At 56.1% G+C, this 20,377-nt stretch carries 16 protein-coding genes and 1 rRNA gene; 13 read left to right on the top strand and 4 right to left on the bottom strand.

Translation table 11 applies throughout. The features are described from left to right. Positions 1-122: 122 nt before the first annotated feature. Positions 123-2,105, bottom strand: a complete 1,983-nt coding sequence (locus QZ869_RS05210) for a GGDEF and EAL domain-containing protein (protein ID WP_296103010.1) — start codon at positions 2,103-2,105, stop codon at positions 123-125. Between the two features lie 332 nt (positions 2,106-2,437). On the opposite strand from QZ869_RS05210, the gene QZ869_RS05205 reads away from it, so the two are divergent. Both QZ869_RS05205 and QZ869_RS05200 read left to right on the top strand, forming a co-directional pair. Beyond that, positions 2,438-3,463: a class I SAM-dependent methyltransferase gene (locus QZ869_RS05205; protein ID WP_296103124.1), complete on the top strand. Its 1,026-nt coding sequence runs from the start codon at positions 2,438-2,440 to the stop codon at positions 3,461-3,463. A 125-nt stretch (positions 3,464-3,588) separates the two neighbouring features. Next, positions 3,589-4,410, top strand: a complete 822-nt coding sequence (locus tag QZ869_RS05200) for a bifunctional allantoicase/(S)-ureidoglycine aminohydrolase (RefSeq protein WP_296038316.1) — start codon at positions 3,589-3,591, stop codon at positions 4,408-4,410. Between the two features lie 179 nt (positions 4,411-4,589). Here QZ869_RS05200 and QZ869_RS05195 read toward each other — a convergent pair whose 3' ends face one another. From QZ869_RS05195 to treY, 3 genes are all read right to left on the bottom strand, one after another. Next, on the bottom strand, positions 4,590-5,384 hold the full coding sequence (locus QZ869_RS05195; RefSeq protein ID WP_296103007.1) for a 2-keto-4-pentenoate hydratase: 795 nt from the start codon (positions 5,382-5,384) through the stop codon (positions 4,590-4,592). Positions 5,385-5,657: 273 nt separating this feature from the next. After that, positions 5,658-6,857: an MFS transporter gene (locus tag QZ869_RS05190; protein WP_296013856.1), complete on the bottom strand. Its 1,200-nt coding sequence runs from the start codon at positions 6,855-6,857 to the stop codon at positions 5,658-5,660. A gap of 202 nt (positions 6,858-7,059) precedes the next feature. Continuing rightward, entirely contained in the window at positions 7,060-9,591 is a 2,532-nt protein-coding gene (gene treY, locus QZ869_RS05185) for a malto-oligosyltrehalose synthase (RefSeq protein WP_296103005.1), read from the bottom strand. Positions 9,592-9,843: 252 nt separating this feature from the next. Here treY and treZ point away from each other — a divergent pair, with 252 nt between their 5' ends. The 11 genes from treZ to QZ869_RS05130 form a co-directional block, all read left to right on the top strand. Continuing rightward, positions 9,844-11,628, top strand: a complete 1,785-nt coding sequence (treZ, locus tag QZ869_RS05180) for a malto-oligosyltrehalose trehalohydrolase (RefSeq protein WP_367115311.1) — start codon at positions 9,844-9,846, stop codon at positions 11,626-11,628. Positions 11,629-11,996: 368 nt separating this feature from the next. Continuing rightward, entirely contained in the window at positions 11,997-13,088 is a 1,092-nt protein-coding gene (gene rutA / locus QZ869_RS05175) for a pyrimidine utilization protein A (protein ID WP_296103002.1), read from the top strand. Further along, positions 13,085-13,822: a pyrimidine utilization protein B gene (rutB, locus tag QZ869_RS05170; protein ID WP_296103000.1), complete on the top strand. Its 738-nt coding sequence runs from the start codon at positions 13,085-13,087 to the stop codon at positions 13,820-13,822. The genes rutA and rutB overlap by 4 nt, the downstream gene beginning before the upstream one ends. 18 nt (positions 13,823-13,840) lie before the next feature. Then, complete coding sequence (gene rutC, locus QZ869_RS05165; protein WP_296102997.1) at positions 13,841-14,230, top strand: pyrimidine utilization protein C; 390 nt, start codon at positions 13,841-13,843, stop codon at positions 14,228-14,230. Positions 14,231-14,235: 5 nt separating this feature from the next. Then, positions 14,236-15,012, top strand: coding sequence for a pyrimidine utilization protein D (rutD, locus tag QZ869_RS05160; RefSeq protein ID WP_296102994.1), 777 nt, complete (start codon positions 14,236-14,238; stop codon positions 15,010-15,012). Between the two features lie 148 nt (positions 15,013-15,160). Beyond that, positions 15,161-16,198, top strand: coding sequence for an NAD(P)-dependent alcohol dehydrogenase (locus QZ869_RS05155; RefSeq protein ID WP_296102991.1), 1,038 nt, complete (start codon positions 15,161-15,163; stop codon positions 16,196-16,198). A gap of 129 nt (positions 16,199-16,327) precedes the next feature. Beyond that, positions 16,328-16,762 (top strand): MerR family transcriptional regulator, encoded by a 435-nt coding sequence (locus QZ869_RS05150; RefSeq protein ID WP_296013844.1) that lies wholly within the window; start codon positions 16,328-16,330, stop codon positions 16,760-16,762. Beyond that, positions 16,692-17,108 carry a carboxymuconolactone decarboxylase family protein gene (locus QZ869_RS05145; RefSeq protein ID WP_296103121.1) on the top strand — a complete coding sequence of 139 codons (417 nt, stop codon included), beginning with the start codon at positions 16,692-16,694 and terminating at the stop codon, positions 17,106-17,108. The genes QZ869_RS05150 and QZ869_RS05145 overlap by 71 nt, the downstream gene beginning before the upstream one ends. A gap of 127 nt (positions 17,109-17,235) precedes the next feature. After that, entirely contained in the window at positions 17,236-18,315 is a 1,080-nt protein-coding gene (locus tag QZ869_RS05140) for a D-TA family PLP-dependent enzyme (protein WP_296102988.1), read from the top strand. A gap of 72 nt (positions 18,316-18,387) precedes the next feature. Further along, positions 18,388-19,482 (top strand): acyltransferase, encoded by a 1,095-nt coding sequence (locus QZ869_RS05135; protein ID WP_296102985.1) that lies wholly within the window; start codon positions 18,388-18,390, stop codon positions 19,480-19,482. A gap of 505 nt (positions 19,483-19,987) precedes the next feature. Further along, positions 19,988-20,377, top strand: a 16S ribosomal RNA gene (locus tag QZ869_RS05130); the annotation flags it as partial.

Here is a 20,377-nt window from a genome sequence, read left to right as displayed (position 1 = left end):
TTCATCGACGAAAGCCGGCTGCCTAAAGCGGCCGGCTTTCGTACTTCAAGACCATGTTCTGGAAGTGTAAAGCCGCCGAGACAGGGATTTTCAGGAAGCGCCGCTTGGTCGACGCGGATACTTCAGCGCATGCCCTTTACGCCGTTCGCTCTTGATACCTCGAACGCCTCGGCGGAAACCGGGCGACCGACGAAGTAGCCTTGAACATGGTCGATCTTGAATTGCTGCATCAAGTGAAGTTGTTCGACTGTTTCGACGCCCTCGACGAGGATCTTTGGGCCGCGGTTGCGGATCAGGCCGATAATATCCTTGAGCATGGCTTTACCGCGCAGACTCGTGCCGTCATGCAGAAATGACTTATCGATCTTGACGGTATCGAATTCGATCAGTCGCAGCCAGGAGAGCCCCGCAAAACCGGTGCCGAAGTCGTCCAGCCATATCTTGATGCCGAGCATCCTCAGATCGCTGATGCAGCGCAGGACATCGGAATCCATGTCCATCTCCAGGCCTTCGGTGATTTCCAGCGCGAGTTGTCCGCCTCCAATGCCAAGCTCGCCTAGAATGGCAGCCACCGACGTGGCAAAGCCCGGCCGTTTCAGTTGGATGGGTGACACGTTGACGCTGACGACCTGAACCTTGCCGGTTTGTAGCATCTGCTGGCAGGCCGTACGGATTGCCCAGAGGCCGAGATCGGTTATCTTGCCTATCCGCTCAGCGATGGGAATGAAGATACTGGGCGGAACCAGTGTTCCGTCCAGCAGCCGCAGGCGCATCAATGCTTCTGCCGCCTGGACGCGATCGTTGGCGAGGCTTCGGATCGGCTGGTAGACGAGTGAAACGAGGTTCTGCTGAATGGCTATATCCAGAAGGGCCGCAACATTTTCGGTGTCGTCGCTCGTCAGCGGATCGTCAGGGTCGAACAGCTTGATCCTGTTGCGCCCGCTTTCCTTGGCGAGATAGAGCGCCCGGTCTGCCTCATAGATCAAGCGTTCCAATTTATGCTCGGGAGCTGGACGTGTGAAGGACACGCCAACACTGACGGTGATGACGGAGGTGCCGTCTCGACGCCGTTCGTGAGCGAGGCAAAGATCCTCCACCGCGCGACGAAGCAGCTCCGCAACCTTATCCACTTCCTGTCGCGTGTTGAAGCGCAGCAGTGCAATGAACTCTTCGCCGCCGTAACGCCCTATCAACGCATCGCGATCGCTGACCGCCAGTTGAAGGGCACGAGCTACCTGAACGAGACAACGATCTCCCTCCTGGTGGCCATAGTAGTCGTTATACTTTTTGAAGAAATCGACGTCGATCAGGAAAACTGCGAAGTTTCGCTTCGACGTTGTCCAGTCGCTCCAGAGGAGACGCAGCTGCGCATCGACGGCGCGGCGGTTTGCAACGCCCGTCATCGGGTCGGTATTGGAAAGCCTTAACAGTGCTTCTCCCCGCTCTTCCGCTTCACGCTGACGAATTTTTGCCTCGACAGCGCTGAGGAGAACGCGTGCGCGCTCGCGATTGAGGCGCCAATTGACGTAAGAGGTAAAGCTGAAGCAGGCGAGATAGAACGTACCGAAAGCGATCCGGTAGTAAATATCTTCATGCAGATAGTTCAAAGCGCCGAAGTAGATGCACAGCACCACACCGGACGCCACGAGAGAGAGAGCAAAATTGAACGTGAAGAACAGGTTCGCGCCCATCATGAAGATGGCGCCGAATACCATGTAGTAGGACATGTTGGTGGCGTAGCTCGTCATCATGGCTGGCAACAGCCAGCCGAGATAGCCGCATACCAGTGCCACCGCGCAGGTAAGGTCCATGAAGTCCGCTCTGGTTCCCGCCCTGACCTGCAATTCAAGTGCCAACAGGGCAGCGATGCCGACGACGAAGCGCGCAAATGTTGTGTGGATGGAAACGTCAGGAACGAGCAGAATATCGGTCAGCGAGAACAGCAGATAAATGAGAACGGCAACCCAAAGACCCCGCCGTATCGCTCGCCGGCGTGTGACGTCCGTATCGGCAAAGAATTGTTGCCGCACAGCCGCATCGGACCGATTGCGAGATGCATCCGTCTGCAGGTCGGGCTCGAAACCCTGTGCCAAACTGTGCTTCATGCACATTCCTAAAAGTTGCATTGTTTTTGGGCAAGTGATCATTCTTGCCCCTATAATACTATTCTCTATCAGCATCGCGACCTGCGCTACGCTCCATTCTCAGCCAGAGAAGGAGATGTACTAGCTTTATAAGCCTACCCGCATTCCGATTAACTTTCTTTGAATCCTAACAATCTAGTTTTAGTCATTAGTCATACATTAATGGTTAAGGCCTAGAAACGAGTTCCTCTTGCCTGGATCGTCAATCATCCGTGCCGAGCGGGCATTTTGATAAATTATTCTGTTTTAACAATAGTTTGGAAGGGGAATAACTGGTGGCTCGCAACAATGGCATGTCGTTGGACGGACAAAGCTTGGTCACGCCGGATGCAGTATATAAGGAATTGCTGACGCAAAATAGTAGTCATTTGCTCCGGGATCTTTCCGTTGCAGAAGCAGAAGTGGCACTTATTCTCAACCTGGCACAACAACAGTTTCTTGGCGGAACCGCCCCTGCCACGATAATACACGCGGTTGCAGATAGGCTTCATCAATTACGCAGAAATTACGACTATAGAGTGTGGTCAAGCCTTCTGCCCATTATCCAGCAGCACCCCGTCGCCGATTGCTTTCTGGAAGATCCCTTTACTCGGTGGTCCTTCGATAAGCCTCGCGGCTACTCAGGAGACGCGCAACTTCTCGATTTCATCTACGGGCATGAAAGTGTGGCCTGCCACATCGCCAGCGCATCTCCCCTTGGCGCTGCCCTTTACGATTATACACGCAATGCCTCGTCCTCCGTTGCCGTAAGGGAGCGGCGTGACATCCTCACGCGCTATGTGGATGAGGTCGCGGAAAAACATGCGCCTGAAACGGAGATACTGACAATTGCTGCTGGCCATCTACGGGAGGCGAACGGCTCAAGGGCACTAGCGGAAAGGCGGATCAAGCGTTGGGTCGCCCTCGATCAGGACCCGTTGAGCGTCGGTTCCATTGCGCGTGACTTTGCAGGCTCCTGCGTGGAAGCGGTCGACGGATCGGTCAAGGACATTCTTTTGCGCTCGCACGACCTCGGATGCTTCGACTTCGTTTACGCCGCAGGGCTCTACGACTACTTGACGGAGAAGGTCGCCATCAAGCTGACTAAACGATGCCTCGATATGTTAAAGCCCGGGGGCACCTTCCTCTTTGCAAACTTTGCAGAAGAGATCGCAGTGGACGGCTATATGGAGTCCTTCATGAACTGGGCGCTTCTCCTTCGCAACAGCGCGGATATGTGGAGGATCATCAACGCCAGCGTTTCCCCATCGGCAGGCGATAGCGAGGTATTTTACGGTCAGAACCGGAACATCGTTTATGGCATCATCAGGAAACGATAAGCTGTCCTTGCCTCAGTGCGGAAGATGTGGGGACACCATGTTTTCCGCTCGTGGTGGATTCCCACCATCCGCGAAACGTTTTAAAGCTTCTCGCCTGATTTCAATTTGCCGATGTGGGGTGCATAATGGACAAGAAGCGTTACTACTCCGATTTTGGCGGTCTGCCAGGGCAGACCGAGCTGCTGTCCAGCAAGGCGGTCTTTACTGAAGCCTATGCGGTCATTCCAAAACGGGTCATGTCCGATATCGTCACCAGCGTGCTGCCCCACTGGAGCGAGACGCGCGCCTGGATTATCTCGCGTCCTATGACCGGATTTTCGGAGACATTCGCGCAGTATATCATGGAAGTGCAGCCGGGCGGAGGCAGCGAGAGGCCTGAGCCAGACGCACGCGCACAGGCTGCGATCTTCGTGGTCGAGGGCGAATTGACCATCACGCTTCAAGGCGAAGACCACGAGCTGCGATCCGGTTCGTTTGCCTATATCCCCGCGGGAAGCAAGTGGTCGCTGCGGGCGACGGGCGAGGTCGCCGCAAAGTTTCATTGGGTGCGCAAGGTGTTTGACAAGGTCGAAGGCCTTGAATTGCCTCCTGCCATTTTCACCCATGAGGATGAGCATGAGATGTCAGCGATGCCCGATACGGAGGGTAAGTGGGCAACGACGCGGTTCATCGATCCGGCTGATGGCCGCTACGACATGCATCTCAACATCGTTACCTTCGAGCCGGGCGCCATCATTCCCTTCATGGAAACCCATGTGATGGAGCATGGTCTTTTCGTTTTGGAAGGCAAGGCCGTCTACCGGCTCAACAAGGATTGGGTCGAAGTCGAGGCGGGCGATTTCATGTGGCTGCGGGCATTTTGCCCTCAGGCGTGTTATGCTGGCGGGCCTGGACGTTTCCGCTACCTTCTTTACAAGGATGTCAACCGCCACGTGAAGCTGTGGTAGGCTCAAGACGCACGGCTGCTAAAGCTTGGCCCGCTCAAAAATGTTGTACGGTTTTACGATCTCGACATGCGACGAAACGAGGCCTTAAAGCGTGAGGAAGCGAATCTGAAAGATCGCGACACGCTTCAAAACCAAGCCTGTTTCGAAAGCGAGGCTGATCCCTCCATGGGATCAGCCAGTCATGGGGTGAGCTGAATTTCCATTTTCGCGATCGTGTCCCATCTGGCTTTCACCTGCGTGGCGCCTCCCAGACGGATCATGCCGCAGAGACTGCCGGTGGTCACGACCTGGCCGCGCTTGAGACCGCCGAGATGGTCGTTCGGCGCATTGGCGTAAGCGACAAGAGGTGCCAGCGGATCGGTCTGTGGATGAGTTGGCACGGCGGCGAAAAGGACATCCTCCTCCGTTTCAACAATCAGTGGCGGCAATCCCAAATCCTGTCTGGCAAAAGCGTCTACCAGGGATGAATCGATCGGCGGTCCCATGACGAAGGAATGGTTCCCGAGCCGGTCGGCCAGAAACAGGGGGAACGGCACCCTGTTTTCTTCAGTCAGGCGATAGCTGACAAGCTCTGCGCCAATATGGACGGACGAGACAGCTTTCAGGATCGTTTCGCGCGTGTAGGTTTTGCCGATTGGCAGAGCAGGCAGATCATCGGCCAGAACGAAGCAGATCTCGATTTCCACGCCCAGCGCGCCAGGCTTCGGCACGGCGAGCATGCTGTCCTGGACCTCGTCATAAAGATCGAGCAGGGGAGCGGCGACCGGACGGCTGTTGTTGGAGCCAAGCTTCCAGCCGGCAACCTCCTTGCCGATCGTCCCGACTGCGAGTGCCTGGACCGCCATGGCGGCGTCAATGCTCGATGGCAGGAGGTCTCTGCTCTCCAGCTTCTCGGAGCTGACGTACGTCCGCCGTGCTTCAGCGTCAGCCAGAATCATGCCGAGCCTGATATTCGCTTCCGTGATTGTCGTCATCCATGTCCCCGCATAGTCAGGCCCCTACAGCTTCATTGCAGGCAAATCCTGCACTGACAAGGGAACGGCAAGGAGGCAAACAAACAAAAACAGGTCTTCAACACAATATTAACCATGAAATCGCGCGAGTTTTACGCCGGCATACGCATGAAACTCGAGATAGCGATTTGGTTTTATTGTGAAACCGCGCTGCTTGACGGTTACAATCATCGGGAAGAAGAAAAGGGGAAAGCTTCCGCCTTCCCCTCTTGGATGATCGGACGCGTCTTTCTTTCAGATGCGGCGGCCAGGCAGTTTCGGCAAGAGGACCGTCAGCAGGCCCAACAGCGGCAGGTACGAGCAGACGTGGTAGACAAACTCGATGCCCTGACGATCGGCAAACACGCCGAGAACCGCCGCACCGATGCCACCAAAACCGAACGCGAAGCCGAAAAACATGCCGGCGATCAGTCCGACACGCCCTGGCACCAATTCCTGCGCAAACACCACGATGGCGGAGAAGGCGGACGAGAAGATGAAGCCGATCACGACCACCAGAACCGCCGTCCAGAAGAGATTGGCATAGGGCAGGATAAGCGCGAACGGGATGACGCCGAGGATCGAGAACCAGATCACGACACGCGAGCCGAAGCGATCTCCGATCGGCCCACCGAAGAACACGCCTGCCGCAGAAGCGCCGAGGAAAAGGAAAAGCAGAATTTGCGCATTCTGCACCGTCAGGCCGAACTTTTCGATGGTGAAGAAGGTGAAGTAGCTCGAAATACTGGCGAGATACGCGTTCTTTGTCGCGGTCAAAACAACAAGCACGGCAAGTGTCATCAGCACCTTGTTTCGCGGTAGCGGCAATTCACGGCTGACCGGGCGTTTACCGGCCGCACTTCGCCTGTGACGACTATACCAGACGCTGACCCATGAGAGGATGACGAAGCCGGTCAAGGCGATAATCGAGAACCAACTGAGAACCTCTTGTCCTCTCGGGATGACGATGAAAGCTGCCAGCAGCGGTCCGATTGCCGTACCTGTATTCCCGCCCACCTGGAAGAAAGACTGCGCCAGACCATGGCGTCCGCCGGACGCCACCCGCGCGACGCGGGATGCTTCGGGATGAAAGATCGCCGATCCTACGCCGATGAGGCAGGCGCCGAGGACCAGTATGGGGAAACTATGGGCATAGGCGAGCGTGATCAGGCCGGTACAGGTAGAGAGCATCGCTGCGGGAAGCGAAAACGGCATGGGCCACTTATCGGTCGCAACGCCGACAGCCGGTTGCAATAGCGACGCCGTCACCTGGAAGGCGAATGTCAGGAGCCCGATCTGTCCGAAGTCGAGCGCGTAATTGGCTTTCAGGAGCGGATAAAGCGAGGTCAGCAGCGACTGCATGATGTCGTTCAGCATATGGCAGAAACTTGCAGCTGCGATGATGGAAAATGTGGTGACTTCGGGGGTGAAGCCGGGACTGGTCACTCTGGCCATTGGGGGATCTCCTCATACGCGTTTGCACGCGTCCATCCCTTCTGAGAGCTCAACCGTTTGTGATCAAGGTCGAATTCCCCGATTTTGAGTATTTTAGCAAAATAAGAATTTCGGTCGTTTTTGCTGCAATGAGGTACTGGAGAGCGAGCGGCTCAGGCCCGAATGGGCCGGAGCCGTGAAATGAGCAGGACGTTGGCGTGGTTTACCGGAGCGTCTTCAGGACGAGAAATGGGTAAGCCTTATCCGCGCCGGCTAGGTCTAGAACGTCACTCGTTTCAATTTCCTCGCCCGTCCAAACATCATGGAGGCGTCTGTCTCGCAGCCCGTTCGGCATCTCAAGCGTCACTTCGGCCAGCCTTGGTGGGAGAACTTGGACGCCGTCACGGTCAAGCGTGAAGCGCGCAAGGACGACAAGGACCGCCTCATCGGCATGCATCCGCGCAAAGGCGATCACATGCGCTGCCGATGAACCTTGTGGCTTTACTGGCAGATAGTCACCTTCATTGAAGAGATCGGGCGTCGATTTACGAAGGTCCAGCAATGTGGCTGTGACATACTGCTTGAGCGAACCATCGTGCCAGACAGAGATATCGTCTGCGTCCGGCTTTTGGGCTGTTGCCAGTCGTTTCGACAGGGTTTCATAATCCGGCTCGCGCCGATTGTCCGGATCGACCAGACTGAAATCGAACCCCTCGCTTCCCTGATAGATATCCGGGATGCCAGGCGCCATAAGTTTGATGATCGTCTGGGCGAGGCTGTTGGCAAGCCCGGCCTCCAGGAACGGTTTGATCGTCTTCTTGAAGTATCCAAGGAAATCTTTGTTGTAGGAAGAGAAGAGGTGCGATGCGTAGCCAAGAACCGCTTCCTCATACTCCTCGCGGGAATCCCCCCAATCGGTCCTCAGTTTGGCTTCGCGCAGCGCCTTTTCAAGATAGGTCAGGAAGCGCTTTTTCAGTTCCTCGACCGCCTTTTCGTCCTGTGTGTTGAAATTCGGCGAGAGCACGCCGGCGAGTGCCTGGTAGATCATCCACTCTACTTCCGGCTCCGGGGCCGGACCGTCCGGAAGTTCGCGAACGGCTTTGGAATTGATTGCGCGCCAGTCTGCGACAGCTTCACTCCAGATGTGAGGAGCCTCCGAAATGGCATAGAGGCGCGTTCTGGCATCTTCCCCGCGTTTCGTGTCATGCGTGGACGTCCCGGAAATACCAAACGGCTGGCGCTCTTTGCGCACCTGCATCTCCCGATGAAAGTGATCGAGGGAAAAATCCGGTCGTATCGGTTCGGCGCCCACCTCGTTCAACCCGAGCAGCATGTTGTTGCGGAAAAACAGTGTATCCTCGACCGACTTTGCCATGATCGGCCCGGTCAACTGCTGGAACTTGGTGCAGAAAGTGACCGAGCCCTGCATCGAAGAATTGGGAACATCGCCTTTGAGGATGCCGGTAATCAAGGCAAGCGCCTCGGTTGACACTGTGTGATCAGAGCCCGTGATAGTTTCGATGACATGGTCCAGAAGGGCCTTGTCATCCGCGCGCATACCCTCGGGAGTTCCGTAAGTGCGGTAGACTGGGAAGGCGATCAGGATTTCGCTGAGTGCAGCCTTCAGGTCGCTTTCAGGTAGTGGACATCCGGCGTCCTCGGCGATTTTGGCTGCCAAGCCTACGAGCACCGACACCTCACCCTCGAAATTTCTGCCGGTCATCAAGAGCTTTGCCGCGCGCAGCTGCGCCTTCGCGTCGGGATGTTCTTCCACAAGGTCTTGATAGGCAGATTGCAGGGCTTCAATTTTCTGTCCATCGACCAAGGCATTGCTGAGGGCGGCGATGAACTCGTAGCCGGTCGTGCCGGACACCGGCCAATCGGCAGGAAGCTGCTCGCTTGCGCCCAGGATCTTTTCCACCACGATATAACAGTCCTGTCCGGCAGCCCGATGTAACCTGTCGAGATAACCTTTAGGGTCTGCCAGACCGTCGATGTGGTCGATGCGAAGGCCTTGTACTGCCCCGTCACGCACCAATTCCAGAATCAAACGATGACTGTCTTCGAAGATGGCCTCATCTTCGACCCGAACGCCAGCAAGTCCCGTCACCTCGAAAAAGCGTCGATATGACAGGTCGTGCGCGGCATCGCGCCACGACATCAGTCGGTAGGGCTGTTGGTCATGCAGTTGCGCCAGCGCAGCCTTATCCGACGTTTCCAAAATCTCCGTACCGCGCCCGTCATATGTCGAGGGGTTCAGCGGATAGAAGGCATCGAAATATGCAAAGGCGGGCTTGCCTGTCTCAGGATCGGGCTTGATGGCGAGATCGCCTGCCTCGAGCACCACCTCGAAGTCGTCGCCGAGAACAGGCAACGTTAAACGTCGGGACCAGTCGATATCGAAATGGTGTGCGTAACGGCTTTCCTTGCCGTGCTCGATGACGTCCTTCCACCAGGGCGTTTCGAGCGACGCGGCCATATGGTTGGGTACGATATCCAGAATGAGGCCAAGCCCGGCCTCTTTCAGTGCCTCTGCCATGCGGTCGAATCCCCCACGACCGCCAATCGCGGGATCGATTTCGTTTGCGTCGGTAACGTCATAGCCATGCGTGGACTGAGACGTCGCGGTAAAAATCGGCGACGCGTAAAGGTGACTGATCCCGAGTTGCTTGAGGTAAGGAACGAGGTCGCGTGCCCTGTCGAAAGTCATACCGTTGCGGAACTGCAGGCGATAGGTGGCGGTCGGAAATTTCATACGACAATCCCGTCGAGTTGGCCGGAAAAGCTGGCCTGTTGAATCTGGGCGAAGGACCGATAGATGACATCGTGGGTCCGGACATGATGGCGTCTTGAGAGCGTTGCGCAAACTGCATGTGAGCTAGAGTGGTTCCACCCGTCATTGCGCTTTCCCCGGGCAAAAACGTCGCTGCGGATTTTCGTGGCTACTCGTGAACTTTTCGCATCCGCGAATGTTCGTTGCATTGCACACATTCTCATGAGGTTTCCGATGGTTCACACATTCGACTTCGGTCCAGCCATTTCCGATCAAGACATCGAATTTCGCCTATGGGCGCCACTGCAGGACAAAGTGCTTCTCCGTATTGAAGGTCAGGCGCCGGAAGTGATGAAACGTGACGAGGACGGCTGGCATCGCCTGCGCAAGCCGAAAACCGGCAAGACCGTTCGCTACAGCTTTACGATGCCGGATGGACTGGAAGTTCCTGACCCCGCATCGCGCTACCAGCCGCGTGATGTGCATGGGCCAAGCGAGGTCGTCGATCTCTCAGCCTATGGGTGGAACGGTGAGGAATGGCGGGGCCGGCCGTGGGAGGAGATGATCATATACGAACTCCATGTCGGCACCTTTAGCGATGAGGGGAATTTCCAGGGAGCGATAGCGCACCTCGATCACCTGCGTGATCTCGGAGTGACGGCAATCCAGATTATGCCCGTCGCAGATTTTCCGGGCGGCTACAATTGGGGTTATGATGGCGTAATGCTCTATGCTCCGGACAGCAGCTACGGACGACCCGAAGACCTGATGGCGCTTATCGATGCCGCCCATGAGCGCGGGCTCTGTGTCTTCCTGGATGTCGTCTATAATCACTTTGGCCCGGAGGGCAATTACATGCCCAACTACGCGCCACTTTTTTCCGCGCGGCACGAAAACCCTTGGGGGCAGGGCGTGAATTACGATGACGAACAGTCCGAGCATATACGCGAATTCATCATTCAAAACTCCATCTACTGGATCACGCAGTTCCGCTTCGACGGCTTACGCTTGGATGCCGTGCATGCGATCGTCGATGATAACGACGAACACTTGCTGACAGAGCTAGCGCGTCGTGTCCTTGCTGCAGCACCCGACCGCCATATCCACCTCATTGTCGAAAACGAAGACAATGACAGCGATCTGCTCAGTAGGGATCGACAGGGCCGGCCGGAGCGCTTCACGGCGCAGTGGAACGACGACATTCACCACGTGCTTCACATCGCAGCGACGGGTGAAACCTTCGGTTACTACAAGGCCTATTCCGGCGACGATGACAAGATTGGCCGCGCTCTTGCAGAGGGCTTTGCATTTCAGGGCGAGCATATGCCTTATCGTGACGAGGAGCGGGGTAAGCCGAGCGCGCATCTTCCGCCGACAGCCTTCATCTCCTTCATTCAAAATCATGATCAGATCGGCAACCGGGCGCTTGGCGACAGGATGCAGGCATATGCTCCGCAAGCGTCATTGAAAGCGATCACCGCAATCTATCTGCTCGCGCCGCAAATCCCCATGTTGTTCATGGGCGAGGAGTGGGGTTCGTGCGATCCCTTCCGCTACTTCTGCGACTTCAACGAAGACTTGAATCAGAAAGTGAGGGATGGTCGACGCGAAGAGCTGTCTCGTCTGCCAGGCTTCGATGGTGATGATCTGCCTGATCCCACTGCGAGAGAGACTTTTATAGCCAGCAAGCTCGACTGGTCGAAGCGGGAAGATGCTGAGGGTCGCAACTTGCTCAGTTTCTACCAAACGCTTGTCGAGCTACGCAAAAGGCACATTGTACCATTGCTAAAGGACATTATTCCAGAGACGACGCGCTACGACGTCAGCGATGGCGTTGTTGCCGCGGAGTGGGGAATGCGGGATGGAGCAAGGCTGCGCCTGATTGCCAATCTTTCTGGAAAGACCGGTAAGAAGGAAGCCGACCTAGCAGCGGGCGAAACGTTTTTCAGTCTTGGCTCCTTAGATGCCGGGGCCGTATCGCCATGGGCGGTCCGCTGGAGCTTACATCCAGCTTGTTGATGAACGCAGGCTGCAGCTTTGCCTGCTGCTCCTCGCCATCATCGACGACGAGAAACGGCAGTCTCTCCTGCGTCGAACGCGTCTGTCTTGCAAGCGATAATCCCGTTACGCAAGCATGCAAAATTTTTAGTTGATCTTTGCGTTCAGTCGGGTGAGCATCCATTCCGATCGATTTGCTTATTTCGCGAGCAAACGATCGGACCGCTATTTTTTTGATCGATTTCAGCGCGAGAGGGATGATAAGACTCAAAAACAAACTGCCGTCGAAATAGTCGATCCGCCGAGGCTTGAAGCTGTTTTGCAGCAATGGCCGCCTCGGTATGCAAGTCACAGAGCATTATCGGTACCGTTCGAAGAAAGGCATATTCATGGAAGTTGGAGTCTTTATCCCGATTGGAAATAATGGCTGGCTGTTGTCGGAGAACGCGCCGCAGTACAAGCCTAGCTTCGAGCTGAATAAAGAGATTACCCTCAAGGCTGAGAAATACGGTTTCGATTTCGCCTTGTCGATGATCAAGCTTCGCGGCTTTGGGGGGAAGACCGAGTTCTGGGATCATAATCTGGAGTCCTTCACGCTGATGGCAGGCCTCGCCGCCGTCACCACACGCATCAAGCTTTTTGCCACAGCCGCCTCGCTCGTCATGCCGCCGGCCATCGTCGCGAGAATGGCATCCACGATAGACAGCATTTCCAACGGACGCTTCGGCATCAACCTCGTCACCGGATGGCAACGGCCGGAATATTCGCAGATGGGAATGTGGCCGGGCGACGAGTATTTCGGCAAGCGCTATGCCTATCTCGCTGAATACGCCACGATCCTGCGCGAATTGTGGGAAAAGGGGCAGAGCGACTTCAAGGGCGATTTCTTTCAGATGGATGATTGCCGCCTCTCGCCGCAGCCGCAGGCCGATATGAAGGTCATCTGTGCCGGTTCGTCCAATGCCGGCATGGAGTTCTCGGCGAAATATGCCGATTATAATTTCTGTTTCGGTGTTGGCGTCAATACGCCGACCGCATTTGCGCCCGCCGCCGAGAGACTGAGGGAAGCGACCGCGAAGACCGGACGCGACGTTTCATCCTTCGTTCTCTTCATGGTCATTGCGGATGAGACGGACGAGGCTGCACGCGCCAAGTGGGAGCATTATAAAGCCGGTGCCGACCAGGAGGCCATCAAGTGGCTTGGCGTGCAGGGTGCGGCCGACACGAAATCTGGCTCGGACACCAATGTGCGGCAGATGGCCGACCCCGTTTCCGCCGTCAATATCAATATGGGAACGCTCGTCGGCTCCTATGAAACCGTGGCACGGCTTCTGGATGAGGTTCCGACTGTGCCTGGAACGGGCGGTGTGCTGTTGACTTTCGATGATTTCGTCAAAGGCGTCGAAGATTTCGGCACCAAGATCCAGCCACTGATGGCGTGCCGCAAACACATCAAGCCCCTTCTTGAGGCGGCAGAATGAGCACCATGACAACAGGATATCAAGCGCCCGCCGTTCACAGCAAAAGCGTGACATTGCCGGCGCGACCAGAGCCGATCACGCTGAAGCCCGAAGAAACCGCCGTCGTCGTCGTCGATATGCAGAATGCCTACTCCACAGAAGGCGGCTACGTGGATCTTGCGGGCTTCGACATTTCCGGCTCCAAAGGCACCATCGACAATATCCGCAAGACGCTGGATGCGGCACGTACTGCCGGTGTGCAGGTGGTCTACTTCCAAAATGGTTGGGACAAGGATTATGTCGAGGCTGGCGGTCCGGGCTCGCCGAACTGGCATAAATCCAACGCGCTGAAATATATGCGAGCCAATCCGGACGCGCAGGGCAAGCTGCTTGCAAAAGGCACCTGGGATTACGCAATCGTCGACGAGCTTCAGCCGAAGCCCGGCGATATTCTGGTGCCCAAGACCCGCTATAGCGGATTTTTCAACACCCAAATGGATAGCATCCTGCGAGCCCGAGGCATCCGCAACCTCGTCTTCGTCGGCATCGCCACGAATGTCTGCGTCGAAAGCTCGCTTCGCGACGCCTTCCATCTCGAATATTTCGGCGTCATGCTTGAAGACGCCACCCATCACCTCGGCCCGGATTTCATTCAACAGGCGACCGTCTACAACGTCGAAAAGTTTTTCGGATGGGTGGCGACCGTCAATGATTTCTGCGGTGCCATCAGCCAGGCAGCACCTGCCAATTCCTGAAGGAAGAAGGACCATCTCATGCCGAAAAAGATCATCGTTCCCGAAGGCACATCGAAGCCAATCGCACCCTTTTCTCCCGGTACGCTGGCAGATGGGATTGTGTACGTGTCTGGAACGCTGCCATTCGACAAGAACAACGACGTCGTCCATTTGGGTGATGCAAGCGCCCAGACCCGCCATGTGCTGGAGACAATCAAGTCGGTGATCGAGACCGCGGGCGGCACGATGGAAGACGTAACGATGAACCACATCTTCATCACCGACTGGGCCAATTATCAGGCGGTCAATGCCGTCTATGCCGAGTATTTTCCGGGCGATAAGCCGGCCCGCTACTGCATTCAATGCGGTCTGGTGAAGCCGGACGCCTTGGTTGAAATCGCAACCGTCGCTCATATCGGCAAGCCGTAAACGCGATGCACTTCGATCTGCATGGAAGACAGGATGCCGACGCCCCGACGATTATCCTGTCGTCGGGCCTCGGCGGTTCCGCAAGTTACTGGGCGCCGCAGCTTGTGGCGCTATCGAACGACTATCGGGTCGTCACCTACGATCATCGCGGTTGTGGGCGAACCGGAGGCGAAGTGCCAGATGATGGCGGGATCGCAGCCATGGCCGATGACGTGCTGGAGATTACAGAGGAACTGGGGCTCACTCGCTTCGATTTCATGGGGCATGCCTTGGGCGGCCTGATCGGCCTTGATATCGCCCTTCGCAAGCCTGGGATAATTGGGAAGCTCGTTTTGATCAACGCTTGGAGCAAGGCCGATCCGCATTCCGGACGTTGCTTTGACGTACGCATCGAGCTTCTGGAAAAATCGGGCGTTACGGCCTTCGTCAAGGCACAGCCTCTGTTCCTTTATCCGGCGGTGTGGATGTCGGAGAATGCCGAACGGCTGGAAGCCGAGGAGCGACACGCGATCGAGCATTTTCAGGGCCGCGCCAATGTCCTACGCCGTATCGCAGCGTTGCGCGCTTTCGATATCGATCTCCGCCTGCAAGATGTAGAGGTAGAAACGCTGGTTATTGCCACGCGCGATGATCTTCTGGTTCCCTACACACGGTCGATACGTCTCGCAGAGGGTTTGCCAAACAGTCAACTGCAGCTCGTTGACTTTGGTGGCCACGCCATCAACGTCACGGCGCCAGACGCTTTCAACACCTCTGTGCTGCATTTTTTACAACCCGCCTGAGGCTCCGCCTGGACACTGTCGCGGCCAGCAGAAACACTCGTCTCCCGAAAAGAATCATGGTGCAATGAAGGGGTTGCTTTCCGCAGCCTGACGTTTCATCACCTTCTCATAAACGTGTGTCACATCTTGGATGTTTAAGGAGGAAACTATGAAGGCGCTGGTTCTGGAGGAAAAGGGAAAGCTGTCGCTTCGCGATTTCGACATTCCCGCTACACTCGGTCCGAAAGATGTGAAAATCCGCACCCACACCGTCGGCATTTGCGGATCGGACGTGCATTATTACACCCATGGAAAGATCGGTCATTTCGTCGTCAACGCGCCGATGGTGCTCGGCCACGAGGCGGCCGGCACTATCTGCGAGGTTGGCTCAGACGTCACGCATCTCAAAGTCGGAGACCGCGTCTGCATGGAGCCCGGCATTCCCGACCCTACGTCACGTGCGGCCAAACTCGGCATTTACAATGTCGATCCGGCTGTGACCTTCTGGGCAACGCCGCCGGTCCACGGTTGCCTGACGCCGGAAGTTATCCATCCGGCCGCCTTTACTTACAAACTGCCCGATAATGTTTCCTTCGGCGAAGGCGCCATGGTCGAGCCCTTCGCCATTGGCATGCAGGCAGCGCTTCGGGCACGGATTCAGCCGGGCGATGTAGCGGTCGTCACGGGGGCGGGTCCGATTGGTATGATGGTTGCGCTTGCAGCACTTGCAGGCGGTTGCGCCAAGGTCATTGTTGCCGATCTCGCTCAGCCCAAACTTGATATCATCGGCGCCTACGATGGTATCGAGACGGTGAATATCCGCGAGACATCCCTGCCGGATGCAGTCTCTAAAGCGACGGACGGTTGGGGCTGCGATATCGTATTTGAATGCTCTGGTGCGGCTCCTGCCATTCTCGGGATGGCGAAGCTCGCGCGTCCTGGCGGTGCCGTCGTGCTTGTCGGCATGCCGGTCGATCCGGTGCCGGTGGATATCGTGGGATTGCAGGCCAAGGAACTGCGTGTCGAGACTGTCTTCCGTTACGCCAACGTCTATGACCGGGCGCTCGCGCTGATCGGTTCCGGCAAGGTCGATCTGAAGCCGCTGATCTCAGCCACCATCCCCTTCGACGACAGCATCTCCGGTTTCGACCGCGCGGTGGAAGCCCGCGAAACCGATGTGAAGCTGCAAATCCTCATGCCGCAATGATGATGGCGATGACGCAGGCAAACCCCTTTGGCATCCTTTCAGCTATTTTGCTCTAAAGGTCCGTTCAGCTATTGACCTAGAGTGCGCTCTAACTTGTAGCTTCCTCTGCGTTGTGACGAAGAGGTGCTCATGAAGATCGGTGAACTGGCAAAACGTTCTGGCCTTTCGGCCTACACGATCCGCTATTACGAGCGGATCGGGCTTTTACCCTATGCCGATCGTGACCGCTCGAGCAGACGCGATTACGATCCCGACATTCTTGTCTGGATCGAATTTCTCGGAAGGCTGAAAACGACCGGAATGCCGATCAGGGATATGCTGCGCTATGCCGCTTTGCGAAAGCAGGGTGGTGCTACCGGGCCTGAACGGCAGGCGATGCTGGAAGCGCATCGCGACGAGGTTCGTGATCGGGTTGCCGAACTCCAGCAGTGCCTCCTCGTCCTCGACCAGAAGATAGCCGGATATGCCGGCGAAAATCAGAGGATGACGGATGATGACGCAGTCACACAAAATCCCAAACGAAACTCGCCTGGAAAGGGGCAAGCGCGCACTCGCGGAGATTGACGGGGAGGCCGGAGAAAAGGTGGTGGCGGCGCTCGCCGACATCGCGCCCGACTTTGCCACCTACCTGCTCGAATTTCCCTTCGGCGACGTCTACAGCAGGCCTGGACTCAATACCAAGGCAAGGGAAATCGCAACCATCGCCGCACTAACAGCCATGGGCAATGCCGCGCCACAGTTGAAGGTGCACATCGAAGCGGGTCTGAATGTCGGGCTCTCGCGTGACGAGATTACCGAAATCATCATGCAGATGGCGGTCTATGCCGGATTTCCAGCCGCGTTGAATGGTCTGTTTGCCGCCAAGGATGTGTTTGCTTTGGTTGCCGAGCGCGAGGCGGCGGTGGCGTGACGACAAGCGTTCGAGGCCCGCTCGGTGTAGACTGATTACGGGCGCTATTTCTCCATCTTCCTGTAGCAATGGGAGAAAAAGGGATATAGCGTCCCGCCGCCCAACCAGAGTTGCCTTCGAGGATGTCATGCCCTTATCCGACCAGCAGATTGCCGCACTCAACACGCCCGCCGTTGTCGTGGACCTTGACATCGCCAAGGAGAATATCTCCCGTTTTCAGAACTATGCCGATACCCACGGGCTGAAGGTGAGGCCGCATATCAAAACGCACAAGCTGCCGGCTGTTGCGGAAATGCAGCTTGCCGCCGGGGCGGTCGGCATCACCTGTCAGAAGGTGTCGGAAGCCGAGGCTATGGTTGCTGGAAGCGTTGCGATCAAGGACGTTCTCATCACCTATAACATTCTTGGCTCTACCAAATTGAAGCAACTTCGCGCGCTGGCATGTAAGGTTCGCCTGTCGGTCGTTGCCGATAGTGCCGACGTTGTCCAGGGTCTGTCGCGAACCTTTGCTGACAGCGACGCACCGCTGAACGTTCTGGTCGAGTGCGATACCGGCGCGAATCGCTGCGGCGTGTCAACGACCGAAGCCGCCGCCGAACTGGCTGCGATCATCGATCAAGCACCGGGCTTGGTATTCGGCGGATTGATGACCTATCCAGCGCCTTCGGGCGAGGCGAATGTCCAAAACTTTATGACAGACGCCAAGCGACTGATCGAAGACAAAGGCATTGCGGTTCCTGTGATCACCTCTGGCGGCACGCCGTCGATGATGCATGCGGCCAAGGCACCGGTTGTTACGGAATATCGTCCCGGAACGTATGTCTATAACGATCGGTCGCTTGTGAGCCGCGGCGTCTGTGGCTGGGACGAATGCGCCTTGAACGTGATTGCAACTGTTGTTTCGGTCCCGGCAGAAAACCGCGCAATTATTGATGCTGGCTCGAAGGCGCTGACTTCGGATCTTTTGGGGCTCACTGGCTATGGCCATGTGCTTGGCCGTGAGGACATTACCATCGATCAGTTGTCAGAGGAGCATGGGCGCCTCGTGACCGAAGGAGCGATCGGGCTCAAAGTCGGCGATAAGCTTCGTATTGTCCCGAACCACGCCTGCGTCGTTACCAACCTGGTCGATAGCTTGACGGTAATCAGCCAAGGGATGTCTGAGCCGGAAGTCTGGCCGGTCGCGGCCCGCGGCCTCATTGTCTGAAATTTTGATTAGCCAGATGAACCGGAGAGCGGCTTACGCGTTTGCGTGCCTGATTGACCTCTGTGAGTTTTGATGATCACGACCCCTCAGCCCGAGCGCTTCGTTTTACTTGATGGGATTCGAGGCGTCGCGGCGGTCGCGATCGTTCACCGTCACGCCGAATTCTTTTTCGGACGTCCAGATGCATCCAGCTATCTTGCCGTCGATCTGTTCTTCGCCCTGAGTGGCTTCGTTCTTGCGCATGCCTACGGCGAAAGATTGCGCACCGGCAAGATTTCCACCTTCACCTTCATGAAGGCCCGCTTCTACAGACTCTACCCGCTCTACATCATCGCACTGACGATGATGGCCGCCTTCTTCGTGTGCCTCTCCGCGCTTGATCTGCCGACCCCGGTTGATGACTTGCACAGAAAGATCAGCCTCGGTGAGCTGGCTTTCGCTTTGCTTACAAGTATTCTCTTCCTGCCTGCGCCATTCACCCTCACGCTCAACGGTGCGCTCTTTCTGGTAAGCCCCGCATGGTCCCTGTTCAATGAACTTGTGGCCAACGTCATCTACGCAAGGTGGGGTGCGCGCTGGAAAAGCGGCGCGTTGGCGATCATCATCTCAGTCGCCGCTGTGGGTCTAGTGATTGCCGCCATCGAATTCGGCAAATTGCACGCAGGTTTTCGCTGGCATGAAATGTATGCCGGGATGGCCCGCGTGTTCTTTTCCTTCTTCGTCGGCGTGATGATCTATCGCTATCACAGCGGTGCGCAGATCATTCATCAGTACCTGGCTCTTCTGTGCCTGGCGCTGGTCTGCCTGATCCTCTTCCTTCCGATCACGAAGGATGTCCGCCCCTTCTTCGATCTCTTCGTCGTCTTCCTGGTCTGGCCTGTGCTGCTGACGGTTGCCAGCAAGATAGCGCCGGATGGCTGGCTTGCAGCGGTTTCCGCATTTCTCGGCACAGCGTCCTATGGTCTCTATGTGCTCCACATTCCGCTGCTTGCATGGGCTGCTTTCCTCATGCCTTGGTCAGGAATCGGATGGATCGCCTACCCTGCGGGGTTGCTCTTCACTGCATTCGCGACCGTCTTTGCGTGGGTTCTAACGCGATACTTCGACCAGCCGATGCAGAGGCGCTTGAGACAACGGGTAAAGATGGCGAATGCAACGCCTTTCTGATGAGCTGTGCGGTTTGTTCAACAGCGACGAGAGGCAGGCCAAAGTCGCCAACATCTGACAGTTCGAAAAACACCATTAATTACATACACTTATAGAAAAACGACAGATTTATGAAAAACGTGTGTTGACTTGTTTGGGGGTGTTCTCTTATAAGTCCGCTCACTGACGAGGGCGGCGGCGCTGCTGGCGACGAAGTCCTTTGTTCTAGAGAAAATCGGAAAAGATGAGCTAATGCTTGTTGCTCTTGGGTCGAGGTTGACTTGAGGGGTTTGATTTTTTGACACTTGATTGGTGTCTGTTTTTTGACAATTGAATATGAGAAGAAAGAGAAACGTGGGCGGCGAGGCTTGCGGGATCCTGGAGTAATCTGGGGTTTCTGGAATAGACTTTGACGGTCACGTTTTATGAGAGAATACACCTCATTATGAGCGCATGGATATGCGATTGTAATGGGTGTGAGTTCTCGTCGATTCAGAACGACGTGATTTAGTTAAGATTGAATTCTCAACTTGAGAGTTTGATCCTGGCTCAGAACGAACGCTGGCGGCAGGCTTAACACATGCAAGTCGAACGCCCCGCAAGGGGAGTGGCAGACGGGTGAGTAACGCGTGGGAACATACCCTTTTCTACGGAATAGCTCTGGGAAACTGGAATTAATACCGTATACGCCCTACGGGGGAAAGATTTATCGGGGAAGGATTGGCCCGCGTTGGATTAGCTAGTTGGTGGGGTAAAGGCCTACCAAGGCGACGATCCATAGCTGGTCTGAGAGGATGATCAGCCACATTGGGACTGAGACACGGCCCAAACTCCTACGGGAGGCAGCAGTGGGGAATATTGGACAATGGGCGCAAGCCTGATCCAGCCATGCCGCGTGAGTGATGAAGGCCTTAGG

The organism is uncultured Agrobacterium sp., from assembly GCF_913777885.1.
In the GTDB taxonomy this organism is placed as follows: domain Bacteria; phylum Pseudomonadota; class Alphaproteobacteria; order Rhizobiales; family Rhizobiaceae; genus Agrobacterium.
Note: the sequence above shows the minus strand (reverse complement) of the source record. Positions and strands in the feature narration are given on the sequence as shown.